A 20,924-nucleotide genomic window follows, 5' to 3' on the forward strand; every position below is an offset into this window, starting at 1 on the left:
CCGACATCGAGGGCGAGGTCCACGCGGACCCGTCCGGGCATCCGTTCTGTCTCTGCTGGGAGTCCGCATGATCGATACGCCCACGCTCGCCGTCACCGGGGTCACCGGCGCGGTCGGCCGGCTGACGGCCGACCTGCTCGCCGACGCGGGCGTCCCATTCCGGATGCTGGCGCGGTCGCCGGAGCGCGCCCCGCGCTACCCCGGCACCTCCGTCGCGGCGGCCACGTACAGCGACCGGGAGGCGGTGCTGACCGCGCTGGACGGCGTCGAGACCCTGTTCATGGTCTCCGCCGCGGAGAACGCCGAGCGGCTGGGGGAGCACCTCGCGTTCGTCGACGCGGCCGCTGACGCGGGGGTCGGCCACATCGTCTACACGTCCTTCTTCGGGGCGGCGCCGGATGCGACCTTCACGCTCGCACGCGACCACTACGCGACCGAGCAGCGCATCCTGGCCTCGGGGATGCGGCACACCTTCCTGCGCGACAACCTCTACCTCGACTTCGCCGAGCACCTCGTGGGCGACGACGGCGTCATCCGCGGCCCGGCCGGCAGCGGGCGCGCCGCGATGGTCGCCCGCGCGGACGTGGCCCGCGTCGCCGCTGCCGTGCTGCAGCATCCGGAGGGACACGTCGACGTGACCTACGACCTCACCGGTCCGGAGGAGCTCACGCTGGCCGAGGTCGCGGAGAAGCTCTCGCGCCATTCCGGCAGGCCGGTCTCCTTCCACGACGAGACGATCCCCGAGGCGTACGCCTCGCGTGCCAAGTGGCACGCGCCCGACTGGCAGAACGACGCCTGGGTCTCGACCTACACCGCGATCGCCGCGGGCGAGCTGTCGGGCGTGACGGACGACGTGCAGCGCGTGACCGGCCGCCGGCCCCTCTCGCTCGACGAACTCCTCACCGACGCTTTGCTCTGACCCGCGGCGCCGTCAGGGGCACCTGCCCTCGCGTCATGAACCCAGCTCGTCGACGTCTTCCTAGGTATGCGATGTCCTATCGCGGCTTCGATACCAGAGGGGAAGAACTCCGATGCCCGCAGCAACCGCTCCGTTCCGTGTCCGGCGCATCGGCTGGCCGGTCGCGGTCGCGGTCATCGCCTGTGGCCTGGTCGGGAGCAGCGCAGGAGCCACTCCGCAACCATCGCCCACGGCGCTCCCCGCGCCCGTCGTGTGCCAGCACTTGAAGTCGTCCCTGACGAACATCCACGCCATGCAGTCGATGCTCTCGGCGGAGACCTACTCATCGGTCGTCAGCTGGGCCGGCGGCCCCAAGCGCACCGGCGCGCTGCTCCACTCGCTGTCGCGCGACGGGCACCTGGACAGCGTTGGAGCGAGGGAGACTCTGGGAAAGGTGGCGGAACCGCTGCTGGCGGCGTATGCGAACCGTGCGGAGACACCATCCGACACCGACGTCGCGTCTCTGAGCGATGCGCTCGGTAGGGCCGAATCCCAGATCGAGGCGGGTCTCGCCGAGCACTGCTCTGCCATCGATCGCGGGGAGTGACCCGCGGCGCGCTGAGGGGCGGCCCGCATGGCGGACCGCCCCTCGCGTTTCGTGCTCAGCCGTTCAGGGCTGGGCGTCCCAGCCGCCGCGCGGCGGCGCCGGCCAGTGGGGGCGCGTCGGGACGACCGACGTCACGGCGCCGCTCGCCGGGTCGAGCAGCACCTGGCGCTGCTGCGGGTGCCACCAGTCGAACAGCCCGCCGAGCGAGCCGGAGCGCGTGTCGAACGAGGCGTCGCCGATCCGGCCGGTGCGCCAGTTGCCCTCGATGAAGCGGAGGATGCTGGCCTGGTCGGTCGGGGTGTGGTCCACGCGGTTCTGCGCGGCCCACGGCGAGACCACGAGCAGCGGGAGGCGCTGGCTCGGGCCGCAGCGGTCGGCATAGCCGCCCGCTACGCGCTTCACGCTGGTGCACACGGTGGAGTCGACGGCCGCGTCGTTCGAGCCGTTGGTGACCTTCGGCGCGACGTGGTCGTACCAGCCGTCCGAGTCGTCGTAGGCCACGACCACGGCGGTGCTCGACCAGCTGTCCGACTTCTGGATGGCGTTGATCTCGTTGACGACGAACTTCTGCTCGTCGATCGGGTCGGAGTAGCCGGCGTGGCCGTCCTGAGCCTCCGGTGCCTTCAGGAACGACACTGCGGGGAGGTCGTTCCCCTTCAGCGCCGCGTCGAAGGAGGTCAGGTCGTACTGGTGGTTGGCCTGGTCCGTGTGGCCGATCGCCTTCACCGACGTCGGGGGCAGGTGGTGCGGGTTCGACGTCGACTTGTAGTACTGGAACGGCGAGTGGTGCGGCGAGTAGTCCTTCGGCGTGGCGCCCGCGATGTTGGCGGTGGTGGCGTCGCACTTGGCGTACGAGCCGGCCTGGCCGTTCCACGCCGTGGTCGGCGTGAAGCCGCCCTGGAACCAGCCCCAGGTGACGCCGCGGGCGTTGAGCAGGTCGCCGACGTTGCGGCCCGACATCCCGACCACGGGCGAGGAGGCCGTGTGGTCGTTGTCGGAGCAGTCGTCGTAGGCCGGGTCGGGGTCGCCGATCACCGTGCCGACGCCCTTCGCGTCCGCCGACTGGACGGCCGTGGAGGTGGTCAGCACCGCTCCTGTCTTCGGGTCGTAGGCGGTGCCGCCGTGCGTCTGCCCGGAGATCAGGTTGAGGGCGCCGGGCGTCGACGGGCCGAAGGTGGTGTCCCAGCTGTTGTCGCTCATGGCGTAGTTCTGGGCGTAGTTCCAGAGCCCGGTGACCGTGTTGCCGTCGTAGTAGTCCATGACGAGGCCCGGAGCCGCGTAGGCGCCGGTGCAGGTGTCGCTCTCGGTCTTCTGGACGAAGAGGTCCATCTTGCCGGCGTCGACCGCGGCCTGCTCTGCGGCGTAGCTGTGGTTCTGGTCGCACGTCACGGCCTGCGCGGGGGTGAGCCGCTTCGGCGCGTACAGGTTGGGGTTCTTGGTGAGGGTGCCGGAGGTCGTCAGCGTGTCGGCCCGCGGTGTGCCCTTGGCCGCGGTGAACGGCGTGCCGTCGGTGTTCGCCGCGTTCGGGTAGGTGCCGAAGTAGTGGTCGAACGAGACGTTCTCGCCGAAGATGACGACGAGGTGCTTGATCGGGGTGGCGGTCTGGTCGGAGTGGTCGGCGTGCGAGCCGCCGGCGGTGGCCGACGCGGGCGCGCCGGCGAGGATCCCGGCGCCGGCGAGGGCGGCCGCGCCGGCGAGCGCGACCCCCGCGAGGGCGATCGGGGAGCGGCGCAGACGGGAGGGTCTGAACACGATTCCTTCTTCCTTTTTCATCGAGCCCGGCACGGTCATGACGGGCGGCCTCGGGCTGGTCAGGCGAGCATCGTGCGCCCGAGCCAGTCGGAGGAGTCGCGAGCTCCGGGGAGCGCGAAGTAGTACCCGCCGCCGAACGGCTGGAGGTAGTCGGTCAGGGGTTCGCCGGCCAGCCGCTTCTGCACCGTGGCGAACTGGCGGTCGAGGTCCTGGTTGAACGCCACGAACACCAGGCCCATGTCGAGGTTGCCGTTCGCGTCGAGGCCGCCGTCGTAGTTGTAGCCCCGGCGAAGCATCCGCTGGTCGTCGGTGTCGCGGGTGCGCGGGTTCGCGAGCCGCATGTGCGCGTCCAGCTGGATCACGTCTCCGGTCGGATCGTTCTCGTAGTGCGGGTCGTCGTGCTCGGCCGAGGCGGTGAGTGGCGCGCCGGTGTCGCGGCGGCGGCCGATCATGCTCTCCTGCTCGTGCAGGTTCACCCGGTCCCAGAACTCCACCAGCATCCGGATGACGCGCACGACGTGGTAGCTGCCGCCGGCCACCCAGGCCGGCTCCTGTCCTCCGCCCTTCACCCACACCAGGCGCGACATCAGGGAGGCGTCGGCGGTGTCGGGGTTGCCCGTGCCGTCCTTGAACCCCATCAGGTTGCGCGGGGTGCCGCTCGGCCGCGGCGGCGAGACGAAGCCGTCCTGCCGCCAGCGCACCTGCATCGCGCCGCGCGTCGCCCGCGCGATCTCGCGCACGGCGTGGGTGACCGTGTCGCGGTGGGCCGCGCACACCTGCAGCAGAAGGTCGCCGTCGCAGACCTCGCGGCGGAGGGAGTCGTCCGGGAACTCGTCCATCGTGCGCAGCCGCGCGGGCTTGCGCGGCGTGAGCCCGAACCGGTCGTCGAAGAGGGAGGCGCCGACCGAGAGGGTCACCGTGAGGTCGTCCGGGACGACGTCGGGCCCGAGCACGCCGGAGTCGCGCGGCGGCGCGGTGAGGCCCGGGTCGGGCGGGGTGCCGCCCGTGGTGAGGAAGCGGGCGCGCTCGGTCACCGTCTTCAGCAGGTCGGCGAGCTCGGCACGGGATGCCGCGGTGACGTCCAGTCCGAGGAAGGACGCGGCGGGCTGCTGCGGCGTGAGGATGCCCTGCTGGTGCGCGCCGTGGAAGGGCGACGCGGCGGATGCCGGCACGGCGGCGGTGGAGCGGCCGGTGGTGGCGGATGCGGCGACGCCCGCGAGACCGGCGCTCGCCGCGGTCGCGGCCGACGCGGACAGGAACCCCCGGCGGTCGATGGTGGTCATGACTCCCTCCTCGGGTCGCAGATCGCGGCGACCGGCGCCAGCAGCTCTGCGGCGCGGTCGAGCGCCGCGTCGATCCGCTCCCGGCCGGGGCGGCCGACGGCGTCGAGCGGTGTCCAGGTGCCGTCCGCGCCGCGCTGCGCCTCCACGACCCGGTGCGCGTCGGCGAGGGCCTGCCGCGTCTCTGCCAGCCGGTCGTACCGCGAGGCCAGGATGTCGTGGAGCGGCGCGAGGGCGGCCTCCGCGCCGCTCAGCTCCGCATCCGCCGTGGCGAGCGAGGTGTGCGACCCGGCGTCGTCCGCTCCGGTGAGGGTGCGCTGGATGGCGTCCTCCACGATCTCGTGCGCGCGCAGGGCGACCTCGCCGGGGTCGAGCTGCGCCCCCGCGAACTGCGTCTGCAGCCGGTCGACGAGTGCGACGAGCGTCTGGGCGGAGGCGGCGACGGCGCTCGCGGGCGCTCCCTGCCAGAGCTGCGCCTCCACCAGGTGGAAGCCGGTCGGGTCACCGCGCGGCAGGCCGTCGAGCTGCTCGCCGACCTCGCCGAAGGCGTCGTAGGCGCCGCCGAGCGTCTGGTACGTGGAGTGGGCGGTCAGCCAGTCGCGTCTCGCGGCCGGTAAGTCGCCCTCCTCTGCGTCGGCTGCGACGGCCGCGACCTGGGCGCGCAGCACCGGGATCCGGGAGCCGACCCAGTCGCTGTAGGCCTTCGTCACCGGTATCAGGTCGTTGCGCGTGACCGGCACGACGCCCGGGGTCAGCTGCGATCCCGGCGGAGCCTTGCCGACCGTCACGGCCGGACCGTGCACCGGGTCCATGTCGGCCGGCAGGCACACGACGCGGTAGCGTCCCGCCGCCAGGGCGACCCGGACCGTGGCGTGCGCGCCGGCGCCGAGGTTCTCCAGGTCGAGGTAGACGCGCTTGCTGTCGACGGCCTGCAGGTAGACCTCGATCCCGGCGACGGTCGTGTTGGTGACGGTCAGCGTCTGCTCGCCGCCCGGGACCTTCCCGGCGTGCCCGTCGCCACCCCACCCGCGGCCGCAGTCGTCCATCCCGGCCGTCACCTGGAACGCGGTCGGCGCCGCCGAGCCGGTCGCGGCCGGCCGCAGGGCGATCGCGAGCGCCGTCGCGACCACGACGAGCGCGCCGACCACCGCGAGGATCGCGGTCAGCCGGGCGCGGGCGGACATCGGCGGAAGGCCTCCAGGGGGATGGGGTGGGCCGGTCGTCCCGGCGTCAGCGATCCTAGGAGCGGCCGGAGCGCCAGGATCCGGCCTTCATTCGGAGTTCACCGGACCGTCACCCTCCCGCCCCCGTGCGGGGGACAAGGCCTCGGCGTGCCGTTCGTGCCGCGAACAAGGCCGTCGCGACTCCCAGCGAGAAGGGCGCATGATGTTCAGAACGGCTGGGGGAAGGTGCGCATGCGTGAGGCGAGCTGTCCGCAGTGCCGAGGTGCGGCGCGTCTGGTCAGCAACCCCTACTACGGTGCCGGGCTCGCGGTGCACCGCGACCTGCTCGTCTGCCAGGAGTGCGGCTACTCCGGCTTCGCGGAGAACGACACGGAACCCGCGGAGGACGACGCCGTGACCGTGCCCGAGAGCGTGCTGCGGCGGATGCTGCGGGCCCTGCGTGGGGGCGGGCTTTAGCTACATCAGCGCTCGAACGTTCGTATCTCCGTCTGGGCGGCCCAACGTCGGAGATTCGAACGAATCGTGGCCGAATCTCCGACCGAATCGGCAGGGGGAGGACCACGCGGCGGCGGGCTCTAGCGGATCCGCACCCGGCCCTGCAGCCACATCCTGGCGGCCGTGACGCGAGGGTTCGCCTGCTCGTCCGCGTCCACGCCGAGGGCGGTGTACAGGCGCGCCAGCATCGTCTCGACCGCACGGACGCTCGTGCCGCGCTCCGCCGCGATCCTGCGGGTGGAGGCGCCGGAGGCGACCAGCCGGAGCACCTCGGCCTGCGCCCGTGTCACCGTGCGCACGTCGCCCTCCGGCTCGTCGGTGTGGTGCTCGCCGCCCACGATGGCGGCGTCGACCGCCGCGACGAGGACGTCCACATCCTTCACCTGCGACTTCACCAGGTAGACGACGTTGGGCGGGAGCGCGTCGTCGCCGACCGCGAGCTCGGGCGAGAGATGCGAGGTGAGCACGACCAGTCCGACCCACGGCAGCTCCCGGTGGACGCGCCAGAGCAGCTCGGCGCCGGAGCCGCCCCCGCCGAAGTCCAGGTCCGTCACGACTGCGTTGGGCTCGACCTCGGCGATCGTGTCCCACGCGTCCTCGGCGCTGGTGGCCTGGGCCGCCTCGATGCCGGTGGAGCGCAGGGCGGACGCCACCATGGACGCGGTGAACACGTCGTCGTCGGCGACCACGGTGCGAAGGGTCCGCGTTCGCGCGGAAGTGTCGGTCATCGTGCTCCTGCCCTATTCATGACGCGATCGCAGGGGCGTCGCGGGCTCCGGTCGGGGAGCCGCTCGTCATTCCAGTATCCGTGGCCGCCTCTCGCCGGACCGGCCGCGACGGCACGGCGCGCGTTCGCTGCGCGAACATCCCGACGGGGTCGACCCTGACCATGCGGCACAGTGTAAACCTCCCGGTGCGCCTACAATCCCCCTCATGCCCCAGCCGACCCGCCTGCCCGACCGGCCATGACGACGCCGTCCGAGGCGCTGCGCCTGAACGGGCTCGACGCGCTGTTCCACGGTCACCCCGACGGCGTGTGCGTCGTCGATCCCTCCGGTCGCTTCCTCGAATCCAACCGGGCGATGGTCGCGCTCATCGGCTACTCGGCCGAGCAGCTCACGGGGATGGAGTTCAGCCGCCTGCTGCATCCCGACTCGGTCGACTACACCATGGCGCAGTTCCGCGAGGCGCTCGCCGGTCGCAACCGCCGCTACGTGACCAGGATCGTCACACCGGATGACGTCGTGCGGCTGCTCGACGTGACGATCATCCCGTTGCGCGGCGAGGACGGCGAGGTGGCTGCGGTGCTGGCGATCGCGCGCGACATCGGGGACGTGGAGCGCGCCGCCACCGCGGCCGCGGGCAACGAGGCGCTGGTGCGCATGGCCGCCAGGATGGCCGGCTTCGCAGGCTGGGTCGTCGACATCCCGACCGGGCGGATCGAGTGGAGCGAGGACCTGTACCGGCTGCTCGGGATGGAGCCGGGCCGCGTGCCGAGCGACGCCGAGTCGCTCGCCCTGTTCGAGCCGGACGACAGGAAGGCCGTGCGGGAGGCGTTCCAGCGCAGCGTGCTCGACGGCGTCCCCCTCGACGTGCGGGCGACCATGGTCGACGCCGCGGGGCGCCGCATCCACGCGCACCTGGTCGGCGAGACCGAGCGGGACGAGAACGGCGACGTGGTGCGCCTGCACGGCGCGTTCCACGACGTGACCGCGCTGGTGCAGCACCGGGAGGAGCAGCGCGCGATGGCGCGCCTGCTACGGAGCTCGCTCGACCAGGTGCACGACGCGATCGGCTTCGTCGACCGCAGCTGGCGCTTCACCTTCGCGAACTCCTGGGCTCTCCGGCTGGCGGGCCTCGACGAGTCGAGGCTGCGCGAGAAGACGATCTGGGAGCACTTCCCCACCGCGCTCGGCAGCCCGTTCGAACGCCTCTACCGCGACGCCATGGAGCGCGGCCGCAACGGAAGCGCCCGCGCCTTCTCGCCGGAATGGGGCCGCTGGTTCGAGGTCGACGTGCACCCGACGGAGGAGGGCATCGCGATCATGGTGCGCGACGTGACCGAGGACCAGGAGGCCCGCACGAAGCTCGACCAGTACACCCGGCGGGTGGAGGCGCAGGCCGCCCTTCTCGACGCCGCGCGCGACGCCATCCTGGTGCGCGATCTCGACGGGGTCATCCGCTACTGGAACCGCGGAGCGGAGGCGACCTACGGCTTCGCCGCCGCCGAGGCGGTCGGCCGGTCCGTCCGAGACCTGCTCTACGACGAGCCGGAGCAGTTCGACCGGGCGATGGAGGCCCTGCTGCGGGACGGGTTCTGGGTCGGCGAGCTGCGGCAGCGGCGGGCGGACGGGTCCGTCCTGATCGCCGACTGCCGCTGGCAGCTGACCCGCGGCGAGGACGGCCAGGTGAGCGTCTTCGCCGTCAACTCCGACATCACCGAGCACCGCAGGCAGGAGGAGCAGCGCATCCGGGCGCAGCGGATGGAGAGCCTCGGCACGCTCGCCGGGGGCATCGCGCACGACCTCAACAACGTGCTCACGCCCATCCTGATGGCGGTGCAGCACCTGCGCGACGACGAACCGGACCCGCGCAGGCGCGCGACGCTGGACGCTGTCGAGTCGGCGGCGGAGCGCGGGGCGGGCATGATCCGTCAGGTGCTGTCGTTCGCGCGCGGAGCGGAGGTGCGGCACTCCGCCGTCGACCTCGCCGGCCTGCTGCGCGAGGTGGGCCGGTTCTGCGGCGAGACGCTCCCGCGGTCGATCGAGTTGGTCGTGGACACGCCGACCTGCCTCCCCGCGGTGTCGGGCGACGAGACGGAGCTCTTCCAGGTGCTGGTGAACCTGGCGACCAACGCACGCGACGCGATGCCGGACGGAGGGAGGCTGCTGATCGCGGCCGCCGCCGGCGAGGGGACGGTGCGCGTCGAGGTGCGCGACACCGGGGCCGGGATGGACGCTGCGACGGCCGGCCGCATCCTGGAGCCGTTCTTCACCACCAAGGAGACCGGTACGGGGCTCGGGCTCGCGACCTCCGCCGCGATCGTGAAGGCGCACGGCGGGGAGCTGAGGGTCGACACCGCGCCCGGCGGGGGGACGGCCGTCTCGTTCGTGCTGCCGGCGATCGAGGAGGTCGCGCCGCCTGCAGCGCCGGCGCCGGGCCCGACGACGGGTCCGTCCGGCATCGTGCCGCGGCCCGGGGCCGGCCGGCGCGTGCTCGTGGTGGACGACGAGCCCGCGATCGGCGAGCTGGTGCGGCAGACCCTCGACAGGAACGGCTTCGTCACCGAGGTCGCCCAGGGCAGGGATGCGCTCGACCTGATCGCGAGCGGGCGCCGCTTCGACGCCGTGCTCACGGACGTGATGATGCCGGGGGTGTCCGGGGATGCGATCGCGCGCGTGCTGGCGGCGGAGCATCCGGAGACCGCCGTCGTGCTGATGAGCGGGATGCTGCCGGGCCCGGGGACGCGCGAGGCGGTCGCGCGCGACGGCGCCCTGTTCCTGGCGAAGCCGTTCACGCCGGCGGCGCTGCTGGCGACCCTGGAGGCCGCGTTCGCCGGTCGCGGGACGGACGGGTCCGTCTCCGCGGCGGACGCGACCGCGGACCCGGAACCGCTGCTCGAGGAGGTGATCGCCCCGGCCCTGCGGGAGGCGGCGGCTTCCCTGTCGGCCCATCCTCCGGCACCCGCGGAGACCGCACGGCTGGCCGAGATGCTGTCCGCCGCGGCGGAGCGCGCCCAGCGCGCGCTGGGCGACCGGGCGGCCGACCCGCGCGCCCACCGGATCGTCGGTGCGGCGGCCTCCGGGGCGATGGCTCTGACGCTCGGCGCGGGGACGGTACCGGTCGCGGACATCGTCCAGCGGCTGGAGGAGGGCCTCGGGCTCATGGCGGCGGGGTCCTGGCCACCCGAAGACCAGGACCCCGCCGATGAGGTGCCGCGCTGACGCTGCCGTGGACCGGGGGGACGGGGCGGCGTCTGACGCGCGACCGTCCGATCATCCAAGGAGCGGCTATGCGACTGCAATGGGCCGCGCGTGCCCGTGTGCGTTCCGCGAACAAATTGGGTCATGACGAGAGCGCTCTCTTGTGTGAGGATTCGGACATGAAGGAATCTCACACTGTCGAGCTGACGGAGCCGGCCTCCGTTCATGGTCCGGGCCGTGCCCCGGCTGGGATGCCCCTCACGATCCGTCTCGGGGAGCGCGAGTACGCGGCCCTGGTACGCATCGCCCGCGCGCGGGAGACGACCGCCGCCGCGCTGATCGAGCAGCTGGTCCTGCATGCGCTCGCCAAGACGGAGGTGCCGCCGCCGGCGGACTCGCACCCGGCGCGCCGGCACACCACCTACGAAGAGGCGACCGCCGGCTTCCGTCGGGACACCGCCGTGCGGACGGCGCCGGACATGTAGCTCCGATCGTTGCGCGCTCGCCAGTGTCACCATTCTCACAGCGGGCGTACAGTCCAGGGCGTGATCTACCGAAGACTCACGGCGGCGGCGGTGGGCGCGCTCCTCGTCGGCGTCCTCGCGGGATGCTCCGCCGACGACTCGGCACGGAGTGCGCTCTCGCAATCGGCGGGCACGGCGGCCTCCTCCGCTCGGGCGGCGGGGCTGGTGCTCGGTCTCGACGAGGCCGACCGGGCGCTGCCGACCGTCATGGATACCGGCCTCACCGACGCCGCCGATCGCCTGGCGACCGAGGCGAAGGCCGTCGCCACGATGACCGCGATCGGGGGCATCGGCGCGAGCCGCGACCGCATCCTCGCCGACATCCGCTCCGCCCAGGACCAGGTCGCGTCCGCCCAGCGCGCCTCCGCCGCCGGACACGACTCCGGGGACGCCCTCGACCGGGAGCGCCGTGCGCTCGACCGCCTGGCCCAGCAGCTGGACGCCGCCTCCAAGCGTCTGGAGCGCGGATGAAGGGCCTGTTCGCCGTCGCCCTCGGCGTGCTCACCGCCATCGGCGGCTTCGTCGACATTGGAGACCTCGTCACCAGCAGCGTGGTGGGTTCGCGATTCGGGCTGACGCTGGCCTGGGTGCTCGTGCTCGGGACCGTCGGCATCTGCCTCTTCGCGCAGATGTCCGGCCGGGTGGCCGCGGTGAGCGGGCGCGCGACGTTCGAGATCATCCGCGAGCGGCTCGGCGCACGGCTGGCGGTCGCGAACCTGTCGGCGTCGTTCCTCATCAACCTGCTGACCCTCACCGCGGAGATCGGCGGCATCGCACTGGCGATGCAGCTGGCCTCGAGCATCGAACCGGCGCTCTGGTTCCCGGTCGCCGCCTTCGCCGTGTGGATCGTCGTCTGGCGGGTGAAGTTCTCGATCATGGAGAACGTCACCGGCCTCCTCGGGCTCGCCCTGGTCGTGTTCGCCGTCGCGGTGTTCTTCCTGCATCCCGACTGGTCGGCACTGGGCTCGCAACTGCTGCAGCAGCCCTCCCCGCACACCGACGAGTCGCCCGCGACCTACTGGTACTACGCCGTCGCCCTGTTCGGTGCAGCGATGACCCCGTACGAGGTGTTCTTCTTCTCCTCCGGCGCGATCGAGGAGAAATGGAAGGCGAAGGATCTCGCCGAGTCGCGCGTCAACGTCCTGGTGGGGTTCCCGCTCGGCGCGGTGCTGTCGCTCTCGATCGCGGCGTGCGCCGCCATCGTGCTGCTGCCGAAGGGCATTGCGGTGACCTCGCTGTTCGAGACCGCGCTGCCGATCGCCCAGGCGTTCGGCAAGATCGGCTTGATCATCGCGATCCTCGGCTTCGTCGCCGCGACCTTCGGCGCCTCGCTGGAGGTGACCCTCTCGAGCGGCTACACCCTCGCGCAGTTCTTCGGCTGGCCGTGGGGCAAGTTCCGGCGCCCGGCGAGCGCATCCCGGTTCCACGCCGCGATGATCCTGTCGCTCGTCGTGGCGCTCGGGATCCTCTTCACCGGGGTCGACCCTGTGCAGGTGACGGAGATCTCGGTGGTCTTCTCGGCCATCGCCCTGCCGCTGACGTACCTGCCCATCCTGATCGTGGCGAACGACCCGAAGTACATGGGGGACCGGGTCAACGGCAGGGTCACCAACGCCTTCGGGCTGCTGTTCCTCGCCATCATCCTGGTGGCCTCGATCGCCGCCATCCCCCTCATGATCGTGACGGGAGCCGGAGCATGAACGACCGGGCACGCCTGCCCATGCCGCCCGCCGTCGCAGGGCGCGTCCTCGACGCGGGGCTCGAGCTCCTCGACCGGCAGATCCTCGACCCCGGTGGCGTCCCCGTCAGCACGGTCGACGACCTCGAGCTGACAACGCCCGGCGACCTCGTGCACCTCGACCCGGAGAACCCGCCGGTGGTGCAGGCGCTGCTGACCGGTCCCATCCTGATGACCAGGATCTTCGGCGGCCGGCTGCCGGACTCGCGGTTCCTGCGCATCCCGTGGAAGGTCGTCGCCGACGTCGAGACCGTGGTGAAGGTGGGCGTCGCCGCCGACACGCTCGACGCCAGCTGGACGGAGCGATGGGTGCGCGACCACGTCATCGCCCGCATCCCGGGAGGCCGCCATGATCCTGAGTGACCTGCTCGGCAGCCCCGTGCTGACCTCCGACGGCGAGAGCCTCGGGGTAGTCGTGGACGCGCGCCTGGCGCTGGACGGGCCCCCCGACGGGATGCTCTCCGCGGCGCGCCTGTTCGGCCTGGTGGTCAGCCCGCACTCGCACAGCTCCTTCGCCGGGTACGAGCGGACGGACGTGGATGCGCCCGCGCTGATCGCGCGCTTCCTGCGCTGGCGGGAGCGCGGCTCCGTGCTCGTGCTCTGGGCCGATCTCGCCTCGCTCACCGGAGACGTCGTGCGGCTGCGGCCCGGCGCAACGCTCTACTCCCCGCGTTTGCAGGAGCAGCGGTGACGGTCGACGCCGAGTACGTCCTGCCGCTGCGCTGGGCCGAGGACTCCGGGCTGGACGAGCTCGTCGCCTACCTGACCGGCCTGCGCGAGCTGGTCGACGTGACGGTGGTCGACGGCTCCGGCCCGGAGCGGTTCGCGGCGCACGCGAGCGCCTTCCCGGCCGGCGTCCGGCACCTGCCGGTCGAGCCGTGGCCCGGGCGGAATGGGAAGGTGGCGGGCGTCATGACCGGCCTGCGCACGGCGCGGCACGACCGCGTCGTGCTGGCCGACGACGACGTGCGCTACGACGAGGGCGCGCTGCGGGCGGTCGTCGGGATGCTCGACTCGGCCGACCTCGTGCGCCCGCAGAACCTGTTCGTCCCGGCGCCGTGGCACGCGCGCTGGGACACCGGCCGCAGCCTCCTGAACCGCGCGCTCGGGCACGACTATCCCGGGACGCTCGCCGTGCGGCGCCGCATCGTGATCGCCGCGGGCGGCTACGACGGCGACGTGCTCTTCGAGAACCTGGAGCTCATCCGCACGGTGCGGGCGGCGGGCGGCCGGGTGGTCGCGGCGGAGCGCATGGGCGTCGCCCGGCGTCCGCCCGCGGTGCGGCACTTCCTGCGGCAGCGGGTGCGGCAGGCGTACGACGACCTCGCGCAGCCCATGCGGCTCGTCGCGGAGCTCGCCGTGCTGCCGCTCGCGATCGTCGCGCTGCGGCGTCCGGCGCGGCTGCTGCTCGCGGCGGCGGGCGTCGTGGCGCTCGCCGAGGCGGGCCGCAGGCGCGCGGGAGGCCGGCGGCTGTTCCCCGCCACAGCCGCGCTCTGGGCTCCTTTCTGGCTTGCCGAGCGCGCGGTCTGCGTGTGGCTCGCCCTCGGCGCCCGGGCCCGGGGCGGCGTCCGCTACTCCGACGGCCGCCTCCGCCGCGCCGCCACCCCGCTCCGCACCCTCCGCCGCCGCCTCGCGGGGTGACCATTCGTGCCGAATAAGCGCTCTTCGTGACGAATCGCGGCGATTCGGCACGAATCGCCGCGGCTGGCAACCGCTTGACCAGCGCGGGAGCCGCCGGTTCTGTCGGGGTATGACACCACGCATCACCCCGCGGGGGCCGGTGAGCGAGGCGCTCCTCGACGCGCTGCAGACCGACCCCGCCATCCCGTCGGACGACGTCGTCCGTTTCACCGACCGAACGGCCGAGGCGCTCGCCGCCGCGCCCGACCTCCTCGCCGACGAGGACCTGCAGCTGACCCTGTTCGTCCTGTACGGACTCCACTACGGCGACACCGTCGAGGCCGACGACGAGTGGGAGTGGCATCCCGAGCTGCTGCGCGCCCGCCGGTCCATCGAGCGGGAGTACGAGCGCCAGCTCCGCGAGCGCGTGCCCGTCGGCGACCTGCCCCGGCCAAACGCGGACGCGGTCGCCGCGCACCTGTTCGAGCTCACTGCCGAGGACGCCGGACCCAGCCTCTCCCGCTTCCTCGCCAAGAAGGCGACGGAGGAGCAGGCGGTCGAGTTCGTCATCCACCGCTCCATCTACACGCGCAAGGAGGCGGACCCGCACTCCTGGGCCATCCCGCGGCTGACCGGCCGGGCGAAGGCAGCCCTGGTCGAGGTGCAGGCCGACGAGTACGGCGGCGGCCGGCCCGAGCGCATCCACGCCGAGATCTTCGGGCAGACCATGCGCAACCTCGGTCTCGACGACACCTACGGCGCCTACATCGACCGCGTCCCGGCCAGCACTCTGGCGTCGTTCACGATGATGTCGATGTTCGGCCTCAACCGCAGCCTGCGCGGCGCGATCACCGGGCACCTCGCCGCCTTCGAGATGACCTCGTCCATCCCGAACCGGTTCTACGGCAACGGCTTCCGGAGGCTCGGGCACGACGACTCGGTGACCTGGTATTACGACGAGCACGTGGAGGCGGACGCCGTCCACGAGCAGATCGCCGGCCGCGACCTCGCCGGCGGGCTCGCGGAGCAGCATCCCGAGTTCCTGCCCGACATCGTCTTCGGCGCGGCCGCCTGCCTGTACGTCGACGGCCTGGCCGGGCAGCGCATGTTGGAGGCCTTCGAGGCGGGCCGCAGCTCGCTGCGCGAGCCGGTGGCGGTGGCGGCATGAGCGGCCACGAGGAGGAGCCGGTCATCGTCGCCTGCCCTGACGGCCCACTGCTGGTGCGAGGCCACATCGACCTGACCACTCCCGACGGGACCCCGATCGAGCAGCACCGCCGCACCGTTGCGCTCTGCCGCTGCGGCGTCTCGACCATCAAGCCGTTCTGCGACGGCAGCCACAAGGCCGTGCACTTCCGCACCGACACCTGACCGGAGTCAACCACCGAAGAAAGGAGGGAGCCGGTATGTCCGACCCCCAGAACACCGAGAACGACCGCCATGATGAGAACACGGAGGCGGAGCAGCAGATCGTCGACAAGCCGTCGCAGGCAGAAGGCGACGAGGGCGACAGCGACGCCGGCTGAGGAGACCGAATGACGACGGAGAGCATCACGGAACTCGGCGAGCGCATCGCCGACCTCGCGGCTTCCGCCGGCATGACCGTCGCCGTGGCGGAGTCGCTCACCAGCGGCGCCATCGCCTCGGCCCTCGGCGCGTCCCCGCAGGCGGGCGACTGGTTCGCCGGCGGGGTCGTCGCCTACTCCGAGCACGTCAAGTTCGACGTGCTCGGGGTCACGCCCGGCCCGGTCATCACCGCGCGGTGCGCCGAGCAGATGGCGGCGGGCGCCGGGAGGCTGCTCAGCGCGGACGTGGTCGCCGCGGTCACCGGCGCGGGCGGCCCGGGCGATCAGGAGGGCAGGCCCGAGGGCACGGTCTTCCTCGCGCACGGCCGACCGGGTGCGCTGACCGTGGACGAGCACCACTTCGACGGCGACCCGGGGGAGGTCGTGCACGCGACGGTGGATGCCGCCCTCGCGGCCCTCGCCCGCGACCTGGAGGAGGCGAGGCGGTGACGGAAGGGGTCGACGCGGCCCCGGGCGACGGCCGCAACGAGACGGCCGAGCAGCGTGCGGACCGCAACTGGAACGAGCTGCTCCAGGAGTTCCGCGTCTTCCAGACCGGGACGCAGATCCTCGCCGCGTTCCTGCTGACGCTGCCGTTCCAGCAGCGCTTCACCAAGCTGCCACCCTTCGACGTCGGCGTCTACCTCGTGCTCGTCTTCCTCGCGGTCGTGATCACCCTGCTGGCGCTCGCGCCGGTCAGCCTCCACCGGCTCCTGTTCCGGCAGCGGGCGAAGGCCGAGCTCGTGGGACTCGGGAGCAAGCTCCTCATCGTCTGCCTGGCGGCCGCCTCCCTGCTGTTCACCGGCATCGTGCTCTTCATCGTCGACTTCCTGCTCGCACCGCCCGCCGGGATGATCGCCGCGGGCTGCGTCTTCCTGCTGCTCCTGGTGATCTGGGCGGTGCTGCCGCTGGTCGTGCGGGAGCGGGCACGGCGGCGGCACGCACGCCAATAGGCCCGCGTCGGGGATCCGGCCGAATCCCGTCCGAATCTCCGACGGGCGGCAGCCCGGCAGGAGATTCGAACGGATTCGATCCGACGGAAGCGGCCCGACGCTACGGCGTCGGCATGCCTCCGGTGACGGCCAGCGTCTCGCCGAGCACGTAGCTCGACTCCGGCGACGCCAGGAACACGTACGCCGGCGCCAGCTCGGCCGGCTGGCCGGGGCGTCCGAGCGGGGTCTGCTGGCCGAACTCGGGGATCGCCTCCGGCGGCTGTCCCTTGCTCACCTGCAGCGGCGTCCAGATCGGCCCGGGCGCGACCGCGTTCACGCGGATGCCCTTGGGCGCGAGCTGCTGGGCGAGCGCCTTCGTGAAGGCGTTGATGGCCGCCTTCGTCGTGGCGTACTCGACCAGGGTCTCGCTCGGCTGGTACGCCTGGATCGAGGTCGTGTTGATGATGGCCGCGCCCGCCGGGAGGTGCGGGAGCGCCGCCCGGGTCAGCCAGAACATCCCGTAGATGTTCGTCTTCATCGTGTGGTCGAACTGCTCGTCCGGGATGTCGATGAGGCTCACGGTCGCGATCTGCTTACCGGCGTTGTTCACGAGGATGTCGATGCCGCCGAGCTCGTCGAGCGCCCGCTTCACGACCTCGTCGCTGAACGCGCGTTCCTTGAGGTCGCCGGGGATGGTCACGGCGGTGCGTCCGGCGTCGCGGATCAGGCCGGCGATGCGCTGGGCGTCCTCCTCCTCTTCCGGCAGGTAGACGATGGCGACGTCGGCGCCCTCGCGGGCGAAGGCGATCGCAGTGGCTCCACCGATCCCGGAGTCGCCGCCGGTGACGACGGCCTTCCGGCCGGTCAGGCGGCCGGAGCCGACATAGCTGTCCTCACCGAGGTCAGCGCGGGGCTGGAGGTCGCTCTCGAGGCCCGGCTCCGGCACCTGCGTCTCGTCGGGCGAGATGACCGGGTACCGCTCTACAGGGGTGTCGAAGGTGTACTGGTTCTCTGGCATACCCGACACGCAACCACTCCGCGCGCGCCCGTCCAGGGGGCTGCATCCCCACCCATCCCGGGGTAAGCCCCCTTCACCCTCCCCCTTGGCCGCTGAGGTTCTCGCAGATGCGGTCGACACGCCGTGAGCGTGCGCAACTGCGAGAACCTCAGCGGGGAGAGGCCCGGGAGAGGGAGGGGAAGGGTAGGGGGATGTTGCGGAAGGGGCTGCGCTGTGCCAGCATTGAGACGAATTGATACCGGTACCAAAAACGGATCGGTGGAGGGAGACACATGCTGGGCTTCAACGAAGAGGAATTCCTGGAGCAGGTGCGCAGCACCGTCGCGCTGCGGTCGCAGATCGAGGAGCTGGCCGAGCGCGTCAGCGCCGGGCGCTGGAAGAACATCTACTTCATCGGCGCGGGCGGCACCTACGCCGCCGCGCTGCCGTACGAGCGCTTCTTCCAGACGCGCTCCGCCTTCCCGGTGCGCGCCGTCATCGGCAAGGAGTTCGTCCTCGCCCCCGACCCCCAGTTCGGCCCCGACTCGGTGGCGATCTTCGCCTCCGTCTCCGGCACGACCGAGGACATCCTCGACTGCGTCGAGTTCGCACGTGAGAAGGGCGCCCTCACGGTGGGCTTCACCGGCCAGGCCGACAGCCCGATCGCCACCGCCGTCGACGAGGTGCTGCTCTCCGCCCCCAAGGCGTGGCCGTTCGACGTGCAGTTCCTCACCTTCGGCGCCAAGCTCCTGTCCCTGCGCGGCGAGTTCGACGGCTACGACCGCCTGGTCAAGGATCTCGAGGCCATCCCGGACGCGCTGATCGCCGTCACGAAGCAGGCCGACCCGATCGGTCAGGCGTTCGCCGAGAAGCACGCGGACACCGACTACCACTTCCTGACCGGATCCGGCCAGCTGTGGGGCTTCACCTACCTGTACTCGATGTGCATCCTCGAGGAGATGCAGTGGCTCACGACCACGCGCGTCCACGCCGCCGAGTTCTTCCACGGCTCGCTCGAGCTCATCGAGAAGGACACCAGCATCCTGGTGTTCGCCGGCGAGGACGAGACGCGTCCGCTCACCGACCGCGTCATCGCGTTCGCCAAGGAGTACAGCGACGACGTCACCGTCATCGACACCAAGGACTACGAGCTGCCGGGTGTGAGCGACGAGTTCCGCGGCCTCCTGGCGCCGATCGTGGCCGACGCGGTCGTCGACCGCTTCAGCAAACACCTCGCCCAGGTGCGCGACCACTCCCTCGACCTGCGCCGGTACTACCGCGTCGTGGCGTACTGAGGCGCCGATGAGCACGGTGCGCGTCCTCGGTCTCGGGGACAACATCGTCGACCGGTTCGTCGACCGCGGCGTCGAGTATCCGGGGGGGAACGCCGTGAACGTCGCGGTGTTCGCCCGGCAGCTCGGCGCCGAGGCGTCCTACCTGGGGGTCTTCGGCGACGATGAGCAGGGGCGCTTCGTGCGGCAGGCCATCGAGGACTGCGGGGTCGACACCTCGCGGTCCTCGGTGCGCCCGGGACCGAACGGCGTCACCGAGATCGAGACGGTCGACGGGGAGCGACGGTTCCTCGGGTGGAACCAGGGCGGCGTCACGATCAGCGATCCGGTCCGGATCGGCGAGGACGACAAGCGCTACATCGCCGGCTTCTCGCTGGTGCATTCCAGTGCTTACTCGGGCGTCATCCCGGAGCTGCCCAAGCTGGCGGCGACGCGGACGCTCCGGTCGTACGACTTCTCGTCCGAGCCCGAGTTCCGCACGCCTGAGTACCTGGACGCGGTGGGCCCGTGGGTCGACCTCGCCCTGGTCTCGCTCGGGTCGATGTCGCGCACGGACACGTGGGCCGAACTGCGCAGGATCGCGTCGCACGGGCCGTCGCTCGTGCTGGGGACCCAGGGGGACGACGGCGCGGTCCTGTTCGACGGCGACGCGTTCTACTACTCCGACGCGGCGCCGGTGCCGGGTCCTCTGGTCGACACGATGGGCTGCGGCGACGCCTACGTGAGCGCGTTCGTGGTTGAATTGCTGCGGTCCGGCTGGCGCAGGAACGCGCGGCCCGGCGGCGCGGCGCTGCATCGGTCGATGCGCCGGGCGGCGCAGTTCGCCGCGCGGCAGTGCACGGTCGAGGGCGCGTTCGGTCACGGGCGCGTGCTCGACGAGGCCGCGCGGGTGCCCTCGCTCCCGCCGGTCGCGGCGGGCGAAGCGGGCTAGGGCGGCGGCCGCCCCGGACCAGGAAGGGGTGGCGATGTCCACGGAGCGGGACCACCGCACTCCCTCGCCGACGATCTCCGAGGTGGCCGCGGCCGCCGGGGTCGGACGCGCCACCGTCGCCCGCACCCTCGGCGGCTACGGCTCGGTGAGCCCGAAGACGCGGGACCGCATCCTGGCCGTCGCCAAAGAGCTCGGCTACCGGCCGAACACGATCGCGCGCAGCATGACGACGGGGGAGACCCGGACGCTCGGCGTCGTGCTCGCCGACGTCGGGAATCCGTTCTTCGCCGGCGTGCTCCGCGGGATCAGCGACGCGGCGCGCAAGGCCGACTACGACGTCCTCGTGCTGAGCACCGACGAGGACCTGCAGCTGGAGGCCGCGGCCATCGACGTGCTCGTCGACAAGCAGGTCGACGGCATCGCGCTCGCGCCGGCCGCCGGGCGCAGCGCCCAGCTCCCCCACCTCGACATCGTGCACAAGCGCGAGATCCCGCTCGTCCTCCTCGACCGCCTGGTGGACACGGTGGATGCGGACGCCGTCGTCATCAACAACCGCGAAGCCTCCCGCCAGGCCGTCACCTCGCTGATCGAGCAGGGACACCGGAGGATCGCGTTCGTGTGGGGTCCGGTCACGACCGAGCCGGCCGCCGACGCGGACGACCTGCGCCGGATCATCGACCACGCCCTCTGGTCCGACGGCGAGCGCCTGCTCGGGTACCTGGACGCGCTGGAGCTCGCCGGCATCCCGTTCGACACCTCGCTCGTGACCCACGTGCTGAAGAACGAGTCGCAGGCGACGAGGGCGGTGCTCGGGATGCTGTCGCTCTCCGACCCGCCGACCGCGATCTTCGCCACCGAGACGGATGCGCTCACCGGCTCGCTGCGCGCCCTGCGGCAGCGCGGGCTGCGCTGCCCGGAGGACGTGTCCCTCATCGGATTCGACGACAGCTCCTGGGCGAGCGTGATGACGCCCCCGATGTCGGTGGTCGCCCAGCCGATGCACCAGCTGGGCGAGCTGACCGCGGAGTGCCTGTTGGCCCGGGTCGCGGGCAGCGACGCGCCCGTCGCCACCCACGTGCTGGAGGCCGACTTCGTCGAGCGCGCCTCCGTCGCACCGCCGCCCGCGCGCGCCTGACCCCTGCGCCACTCCCGCATTCGCCACGAACGGCCGCGGTTCGTGACGAAT

At 72.1% G+C, this 20,924-nt stretch carries 22 protein-coding genes; 17 read left to right on the plus strand and 5 right to left on the minus strand.

Annotated elements, in window-relative coordinates:
- Positions 1 to 67 precede the first annotated feature (67 nt).
- Complete coding sequence (locus HNO83_RS16480) at positions 68 to 919, plus strand: SDR family oxidoreductase (RefSeq protein ID WP_175338618.1); 852 nt, start codon at positions 68 to 70, stop codon at positions 917 to 919.
- A 112-nt stretch (positions 920 to 1,031) separates the two neighbouring features.
- Entirely contained in the window at positions 1,032 to 1,505 is a 474-nt protein-coding gene (locus HNO83_RS16485; RefSeq protein ID WP_175338619.1) for a hypothetical protein, read from the plus strand.
- 63 nt (positions 1,506 to 1,568) lie between these two features.
- Here HNO83_RS16485 and HNO83_RS16490 read toward each other — a convergent pair whose 3' ends face one another.
- Genes HNO83_RS16490 through HNO83_RS16500 form a run of 3 tightly spaced genes read right to left on the minus strand, consistent with a single transcriptional unit; the run spans position 1,569 to position 5,721 of the window.
- Positions 1,569 to 3,257 (minus strand): phospholipase C, encoded by a 1,689-nt coding sequence (locus HNO83_RS16490; RefSeq protein ID WP_175338620.1) that lies wholly within the window; start codon positions 3,255 to 3,257, stop codon positions 1,569 to 1,571.
- Between the two features lie 59 nt (positions 3,258 to 3,316).
- The gene (gene efeB / locus HNO83_RS16495; RefSeq protein ID WP_175338621.1) at positions 3,317 to 4,540 is read right to left on the minus strand and encodes an iron uptake transporter deferrochelatase/peroxidase subunit; all 1,224 of its coding nucleotides are present in this window, start codon (positions 4,538 to 4,540) and stop codon (positions 3,317 to 3,319) included.
- Positions 4,537 to 5,721, minus strand: coding sequence for an EfeM/EfeO family lipoprotein (locus HNO83_RS16500; RefSeq protein ID WP_175338622.1), 1,185 nt, complete (start codon positions 5,719 to 5,721; stop codon positions 4,537 to 4,539). Before HNO83_RS16500 ends, efeB begins: the two co-directional genes overlap by 4 nt.
- A gap of 231 nt (positions 5,722 to 5,952) precedes the next feature.
- Between HNO83_RS16500 and HNO83_RS16505 the strand changes: the two genes are divergently transcribed.
- The gene (locus HNO83_RS16505) at positions 5,953 to 6,177 is read left to right on the plus strand and encodes a hypothetical protein (protein ID WP_175338592.1); all 225 of its coding nucleotides are present in this window, start codon (positions 5,953 to 5,955) and stop codon (positions 6,175 to 6,177) included.
- Positions 6,178 to 6,296: 119 nt separating this feature from the next.
- Here the strand turns inward: HNO83_RS16505 and HNO83_RS16510 are convergent, their stop codons facing one another.
- Positions 6,297 to 6,944: a response regulator gene (locus HNO83_RS16510; protein ID WP_175338623.1), complete on the minus strand. Its 648-nt coding sequence runs from the start codon at positions 6,942 to 6,944 to the stop codon at positions 6,297 to 6,299.
- 237 nt (positions 6,945 to 7,181) lie between these two features.
- Between HNO83_RS16510 and HNO83_RS16515 the strand changes: the two genes are divergently transcribed.
- The 11 genes from HNO83_RS16515 (at position 7,182) to HNO83_RS16565 (ending at position 16,539) form a co-directional block, all read left to right on the plus strand.
- Complete coding sequence (locus HNO83_RS16515) at positions 7,182 to 10,160, plus strand: hybrid sensor histidine kinase/response regulator (RefSeq protein ID WP_175338624.1); 2,979 nt, start codon at positions 7,182 to 7,184, stop codon at positions 10,158 to 10,160.
- A gap of 158 nt (positions 10,161 to 10,318) precedes the next feature.
- Complete coding sequence (locus HNO83_RS16520) at positions 10,319 to 10,624, plus strand: hypothetical protein (RefSeq protein ID WP_175338625.1); 306 nt, start codon at positions 10,319 to 10,321, stop codon at positions 10,622 to 10,624.
- Positions 10,625 to 10,684: 60 nt separating this feature from the next.
- On the plus strand, positions 10,685 to 11,134 hold the full coding sequence (locus HNO83_RS16525) for a hypothetical protein (protein WP_217499158.1): 450 nt from the start codon (positions 10,685 to 10,687) through the stop codon (positions 11,132 to 11,134).
- Complete coding sequence (locus HNO83_RS16530; protein ID WP_175338626.1) at positions 11,131 to 12,363, plus strand: NRAMP family divalent metal transporter; 1,233 nt, start codon at positions 11,131 to 11,133, stop codon at positions 12,361 to 12,363. Before HNO83_RS16525 ends, HNO83_RS16530 begins: the two co-directional genes overlap by 4 nt.
- Positions 12,360 to 12,764, plus strand: coding sequence for a hypothetical protein (locus HNO83_RS16535; RefSeq protein WP_175338627.1), 405 nt, complete (start codon positions 12,360 to 12,362; stop codon positions 12,762 to 12,764). Before HNO83_RS16530 ends, HNO83_RS16535 begins: the two co-directional genes overlap by 4 nt.
- Positions 12,751 to 13,092, plus strand: a complete 342-nt coding sequence (locus HNO83_RS16540; RefSeq protein WP_175338628.1) for a PRC-barrel domain-containing protein — start codon at positions 12,751 to 12,753, stop codon at positions 13,090 to 13,092. Before HNO83_RS16535 ends, HNO83_RS16540 begins: the two co-directional genes overlap by 14 nt.
- Complete coding sequence (locus HNO83_RS16545; RefSeq protein ID WP_175338629.1) at positions 13,089 to 14,042, plus strand: glycosyltransferase family 2 protein; 954 nt, start codon at positions 13,089 to 13,091, stop codon at positions 14,040 to 14,042. The genes HNO83_RS16540 and HNO83_RS16545 overlap by 4 nt, the downstream gene beginning before the upstream one ends.
- A 109-nt stretch (positions 14,043 to 14,151) precedes the next feature.
- Positions 14,152 to 15,189, plus strand: a complete 1,038-nt coding sequence (locus HNO83_RS16550; RefSeq protein ID WP_217499159.1) for an iron-containing redox enzyme family protein — start codon at positions 14,152 to 14,154, stop codon at positions 15,187 to 15,189.
- Positions 15,186 to 15,392 (plus strand): CDGSH iron-sulfur domain-containing protein, encoded by a 207-nt coding sequence (locus HNO83_RS16555; RefSeq protein WP_175338630.1) that lies wholly within the window; start codon positions 15,186 to 15,188, stop codon positions 15,390 to 15,392. The genes HNO83_RS16550 and HNO83_RS16555 overlap by 4 nt, the downstream gene beginning before the upstream one ends.
- Positions 15,393 to 15,556: 164 nt before the next feature.
- Entirely contained in the window at positions 15,557 to 16,036 is a 480-nt protein-coding gene (locus tag HNO83_RS16560; protein WP_175338631.1) for a CinA family protein, read from the plus strand.
- The gene (locus HNO83_RS16565; protein WP_175338632.1) at positions 16,033 to 16,539 is read left to right on the plus strand and encodes a DUF6328 family protein; all 507 of its coding nucleotides are present in this window, start codon (positions 16,033 to 16,035) and stop codon (positions 16,537 to 16,539) included. Before HNO83_RS16560 ends, HNO83_RS16565 begins: the two co-directional genes overlap by 4 nt.
- 100 nt (positions 16,540 to 16,639) lie before the next feature.
- Here HNO83_RS16565 and HNO83_RS16570 read toward each other — a convergent pair whose 3' ends face one another.
- Positions 16,640 to 17,536, minus strand: coding sequence for an SDR family oxidoreductase (locus HNO83_RS16570; RefSeq protein ID WP_175338633.1), 897 nt, complete (start codon positions 17,534 to 17,536; stop codon positions 16,640 to 16,642).
- Between the two features lie 272 nt (positions 17,537 to 17,808).
- On the opposite strand from HNO83_RS16570, the gene HNO83_RS16575 reads away from it, so the two are divergent.
- Genes HNO83_RS16575 through HNO83_RS16585 form a run of 3 tightly spaced genes read left to right on the plus strand, consistent with a single transcriptional unit; the run spans position 17,809 to position 20,873 of the window.
- Positions 17,809 to 18,810: an SIS domain-containing protein gene (locus tag HNO83_RS16575; protein WP_175338634.1), complete on the plus strand. Its 1,002-nt coding sequence runs from the start codon at positions 17,809 to 17,811 to the stop codon at positions 18,808 to 18,810.
- 7 nt (positions 18,811 to 18,817) lie between these two features.
- Positions 18,818 to 19,738, plus strand: coding sequence for a PfkB family carbohydrate kinase (locus tag HNO83_RS16580; protein WP_217499160.1), 921 nt, complete (start codon positions 18,818 to 18,820; stop codon positions 19,736 to 19,738).
- Positions 19,739 to 19,772: 34 nt separating this feature from the next.
- Positions 19,773 to 20,873, plus strand: a complete 1,101-nt coding sequence (locus tag HNO83_RS16585; protein WP_175338635.1) for a LacI family DNA-binding transcriptional regulator — start codon at positions 19,773 to 19,775, stop codon at positions 20,871 to 20,873.
- Positions 20,874 to 20,924 lie beyond the last annotated feature (51 nt).

The sequence above is a fragment of the Leifsonia sp. C5G2 genome (genome assembly GCF_013359685.1).
Lineage (GTDB): Bacteria > Actinomycetota > Actinomycetes > Actinomycetales > Microbacteriaceae > Leifsonia.

What these genes read in the sequence shown, in the direction of transcription:
- HNO83_RS16505 (WP_175338592.1), top strand. Translation starts at nt 5,953, where the DNA reads ATGCGTGAGGCGAGCTGTCCGCAGTGCCGAGGTGCGGCGCGTCTGGTC.
- HNO83_RS16480 (WP_175338618.1), top strand. Translation starts at nt 68, where the DNA reads ATGATCGATACGCCCACGCTCGCCGTCACCGGGGTCACCGGCGCGGTC.
- HNO83_RS16500 (WP_175338622.1), bottom strand. Translation starts at nt 5,721, where the DNA reads ATGTCCGCCCGCGCCCGGCTGACCGCGATCCTCGCGGTGGTCGGCGCG.
- HNO83_RS16585 (WP_175338635.1), top strand. Translation starts at nt 19,773, where the DNA reads ATGTCCACGGAGCGGGACCACCGCACTCCCTCGCCGACGATCTCCGAG.
- HNO83_RS16535 (WP_175338627.1), top strand. Translation starts at nt 12,360, where the DNA reads ATGAACGACCGGGCACGCCTGCCCATGCCGCCCGCCGTCGCAGGGCGC.
- HNO83_RS16555 (WP_175338630.1), top strand. Translation starts at nt 15,186, where the DNA reads ATGAGCGGCCACGAGGAGGAGCCGGTCATCGTCGCCTGCCCTGACGGC.
- HNO83_RS16485 (WP_175338619.1), top strand. Translation starts at nt 1,032, where the DNA reads ATGCCCGCAGCAACCGCTCCGTTCCGTGTCCGGCGCATCGGCTGGCCG.
- HNO83_RS16530 (WP_175338626.1), top strand. Translation starts at nt 11,131, where the DNA reads ATGAAGGGCCTGTTCGCCGTCGCCCTCGGCGTGCTCACCGCCATCGGC.
- HNO83_RS16540 (WP_175338628.1), top strand. Translation starts at nt 12,751, where the DNA reads ATGATCCTGAGTGACCTGCTCGGCAGCCCCGTGCTGACCTCCGACGGC.
- HNO83_RS16570 (WP_175338633.1), bottom strand. Translation starts at nt 17,536, where the DNA reads ATGCCAGAGAACCAGTACACCTTCGACACCCCTGTAGAGCGGTACCCG.
- HNO83_RS16575 (WP_175338634.1), top strand. Translation starts at nt 17,809, where the DNA reads ATGCTGGGCTTCAACGAAGAGGAATTCCTGGAGCAGGTGCGCAGCACC.
- HNO83_RS16580 (WP_217499160.1), top strand. Translation starts at nt 18,818, where the DNA reads ATGAGCACGGTGCGCGTCCTCGGTCTCGGGGACAACATCGTCGACCGG.
- HNO83_RS16560 (WP_175338631.1), top strand. Translation starts at nt 15,557, where the DNA reads ATGACGACGGAGAGCATCACGGAACTCGGCGAGCGCATCGCCGACCTC.
- efeB (WP_175338621.1), bottom strand. Translation starts at nt 4,540, where the DNA reads ATGACCACCATCGACCGCCGGGGGTTCCTGTCCGCGTCGGCCGCGACC.
- HNO83_RS16515 (WP_175338624.1), top strand. Translation starts at nt 7,182, where the DNA reads ATGACGACGCCGTCCGAGGCGCTGCGCCTGAACGGGCTCGACGCGCTG.
- HNO83_RS16550 (WP_217499159.1), top strand. Translation starts at nt 14,152, where the DNA reads ATGACACCACGCATCACCCCGCGGGGGCCGGTGAGCGAGGCGCTCCTC.
- HNO83_RS16510 (WP_175338623.1), bottom strand. Translation starts at nt 6,944, where the DNA reads ATGACCGACACTTCCGCGCGAACGCGGACCCTTCGCACCGTGGTCGCC.
- HNO83_RS16520 (WP_175338625.1), top strand. Translation starts at nt 10,319, where the DNA reads ATGAAGGAATCTCACACTGTCGAGCTGACGGAGCCGGCCTCCGTTCAT.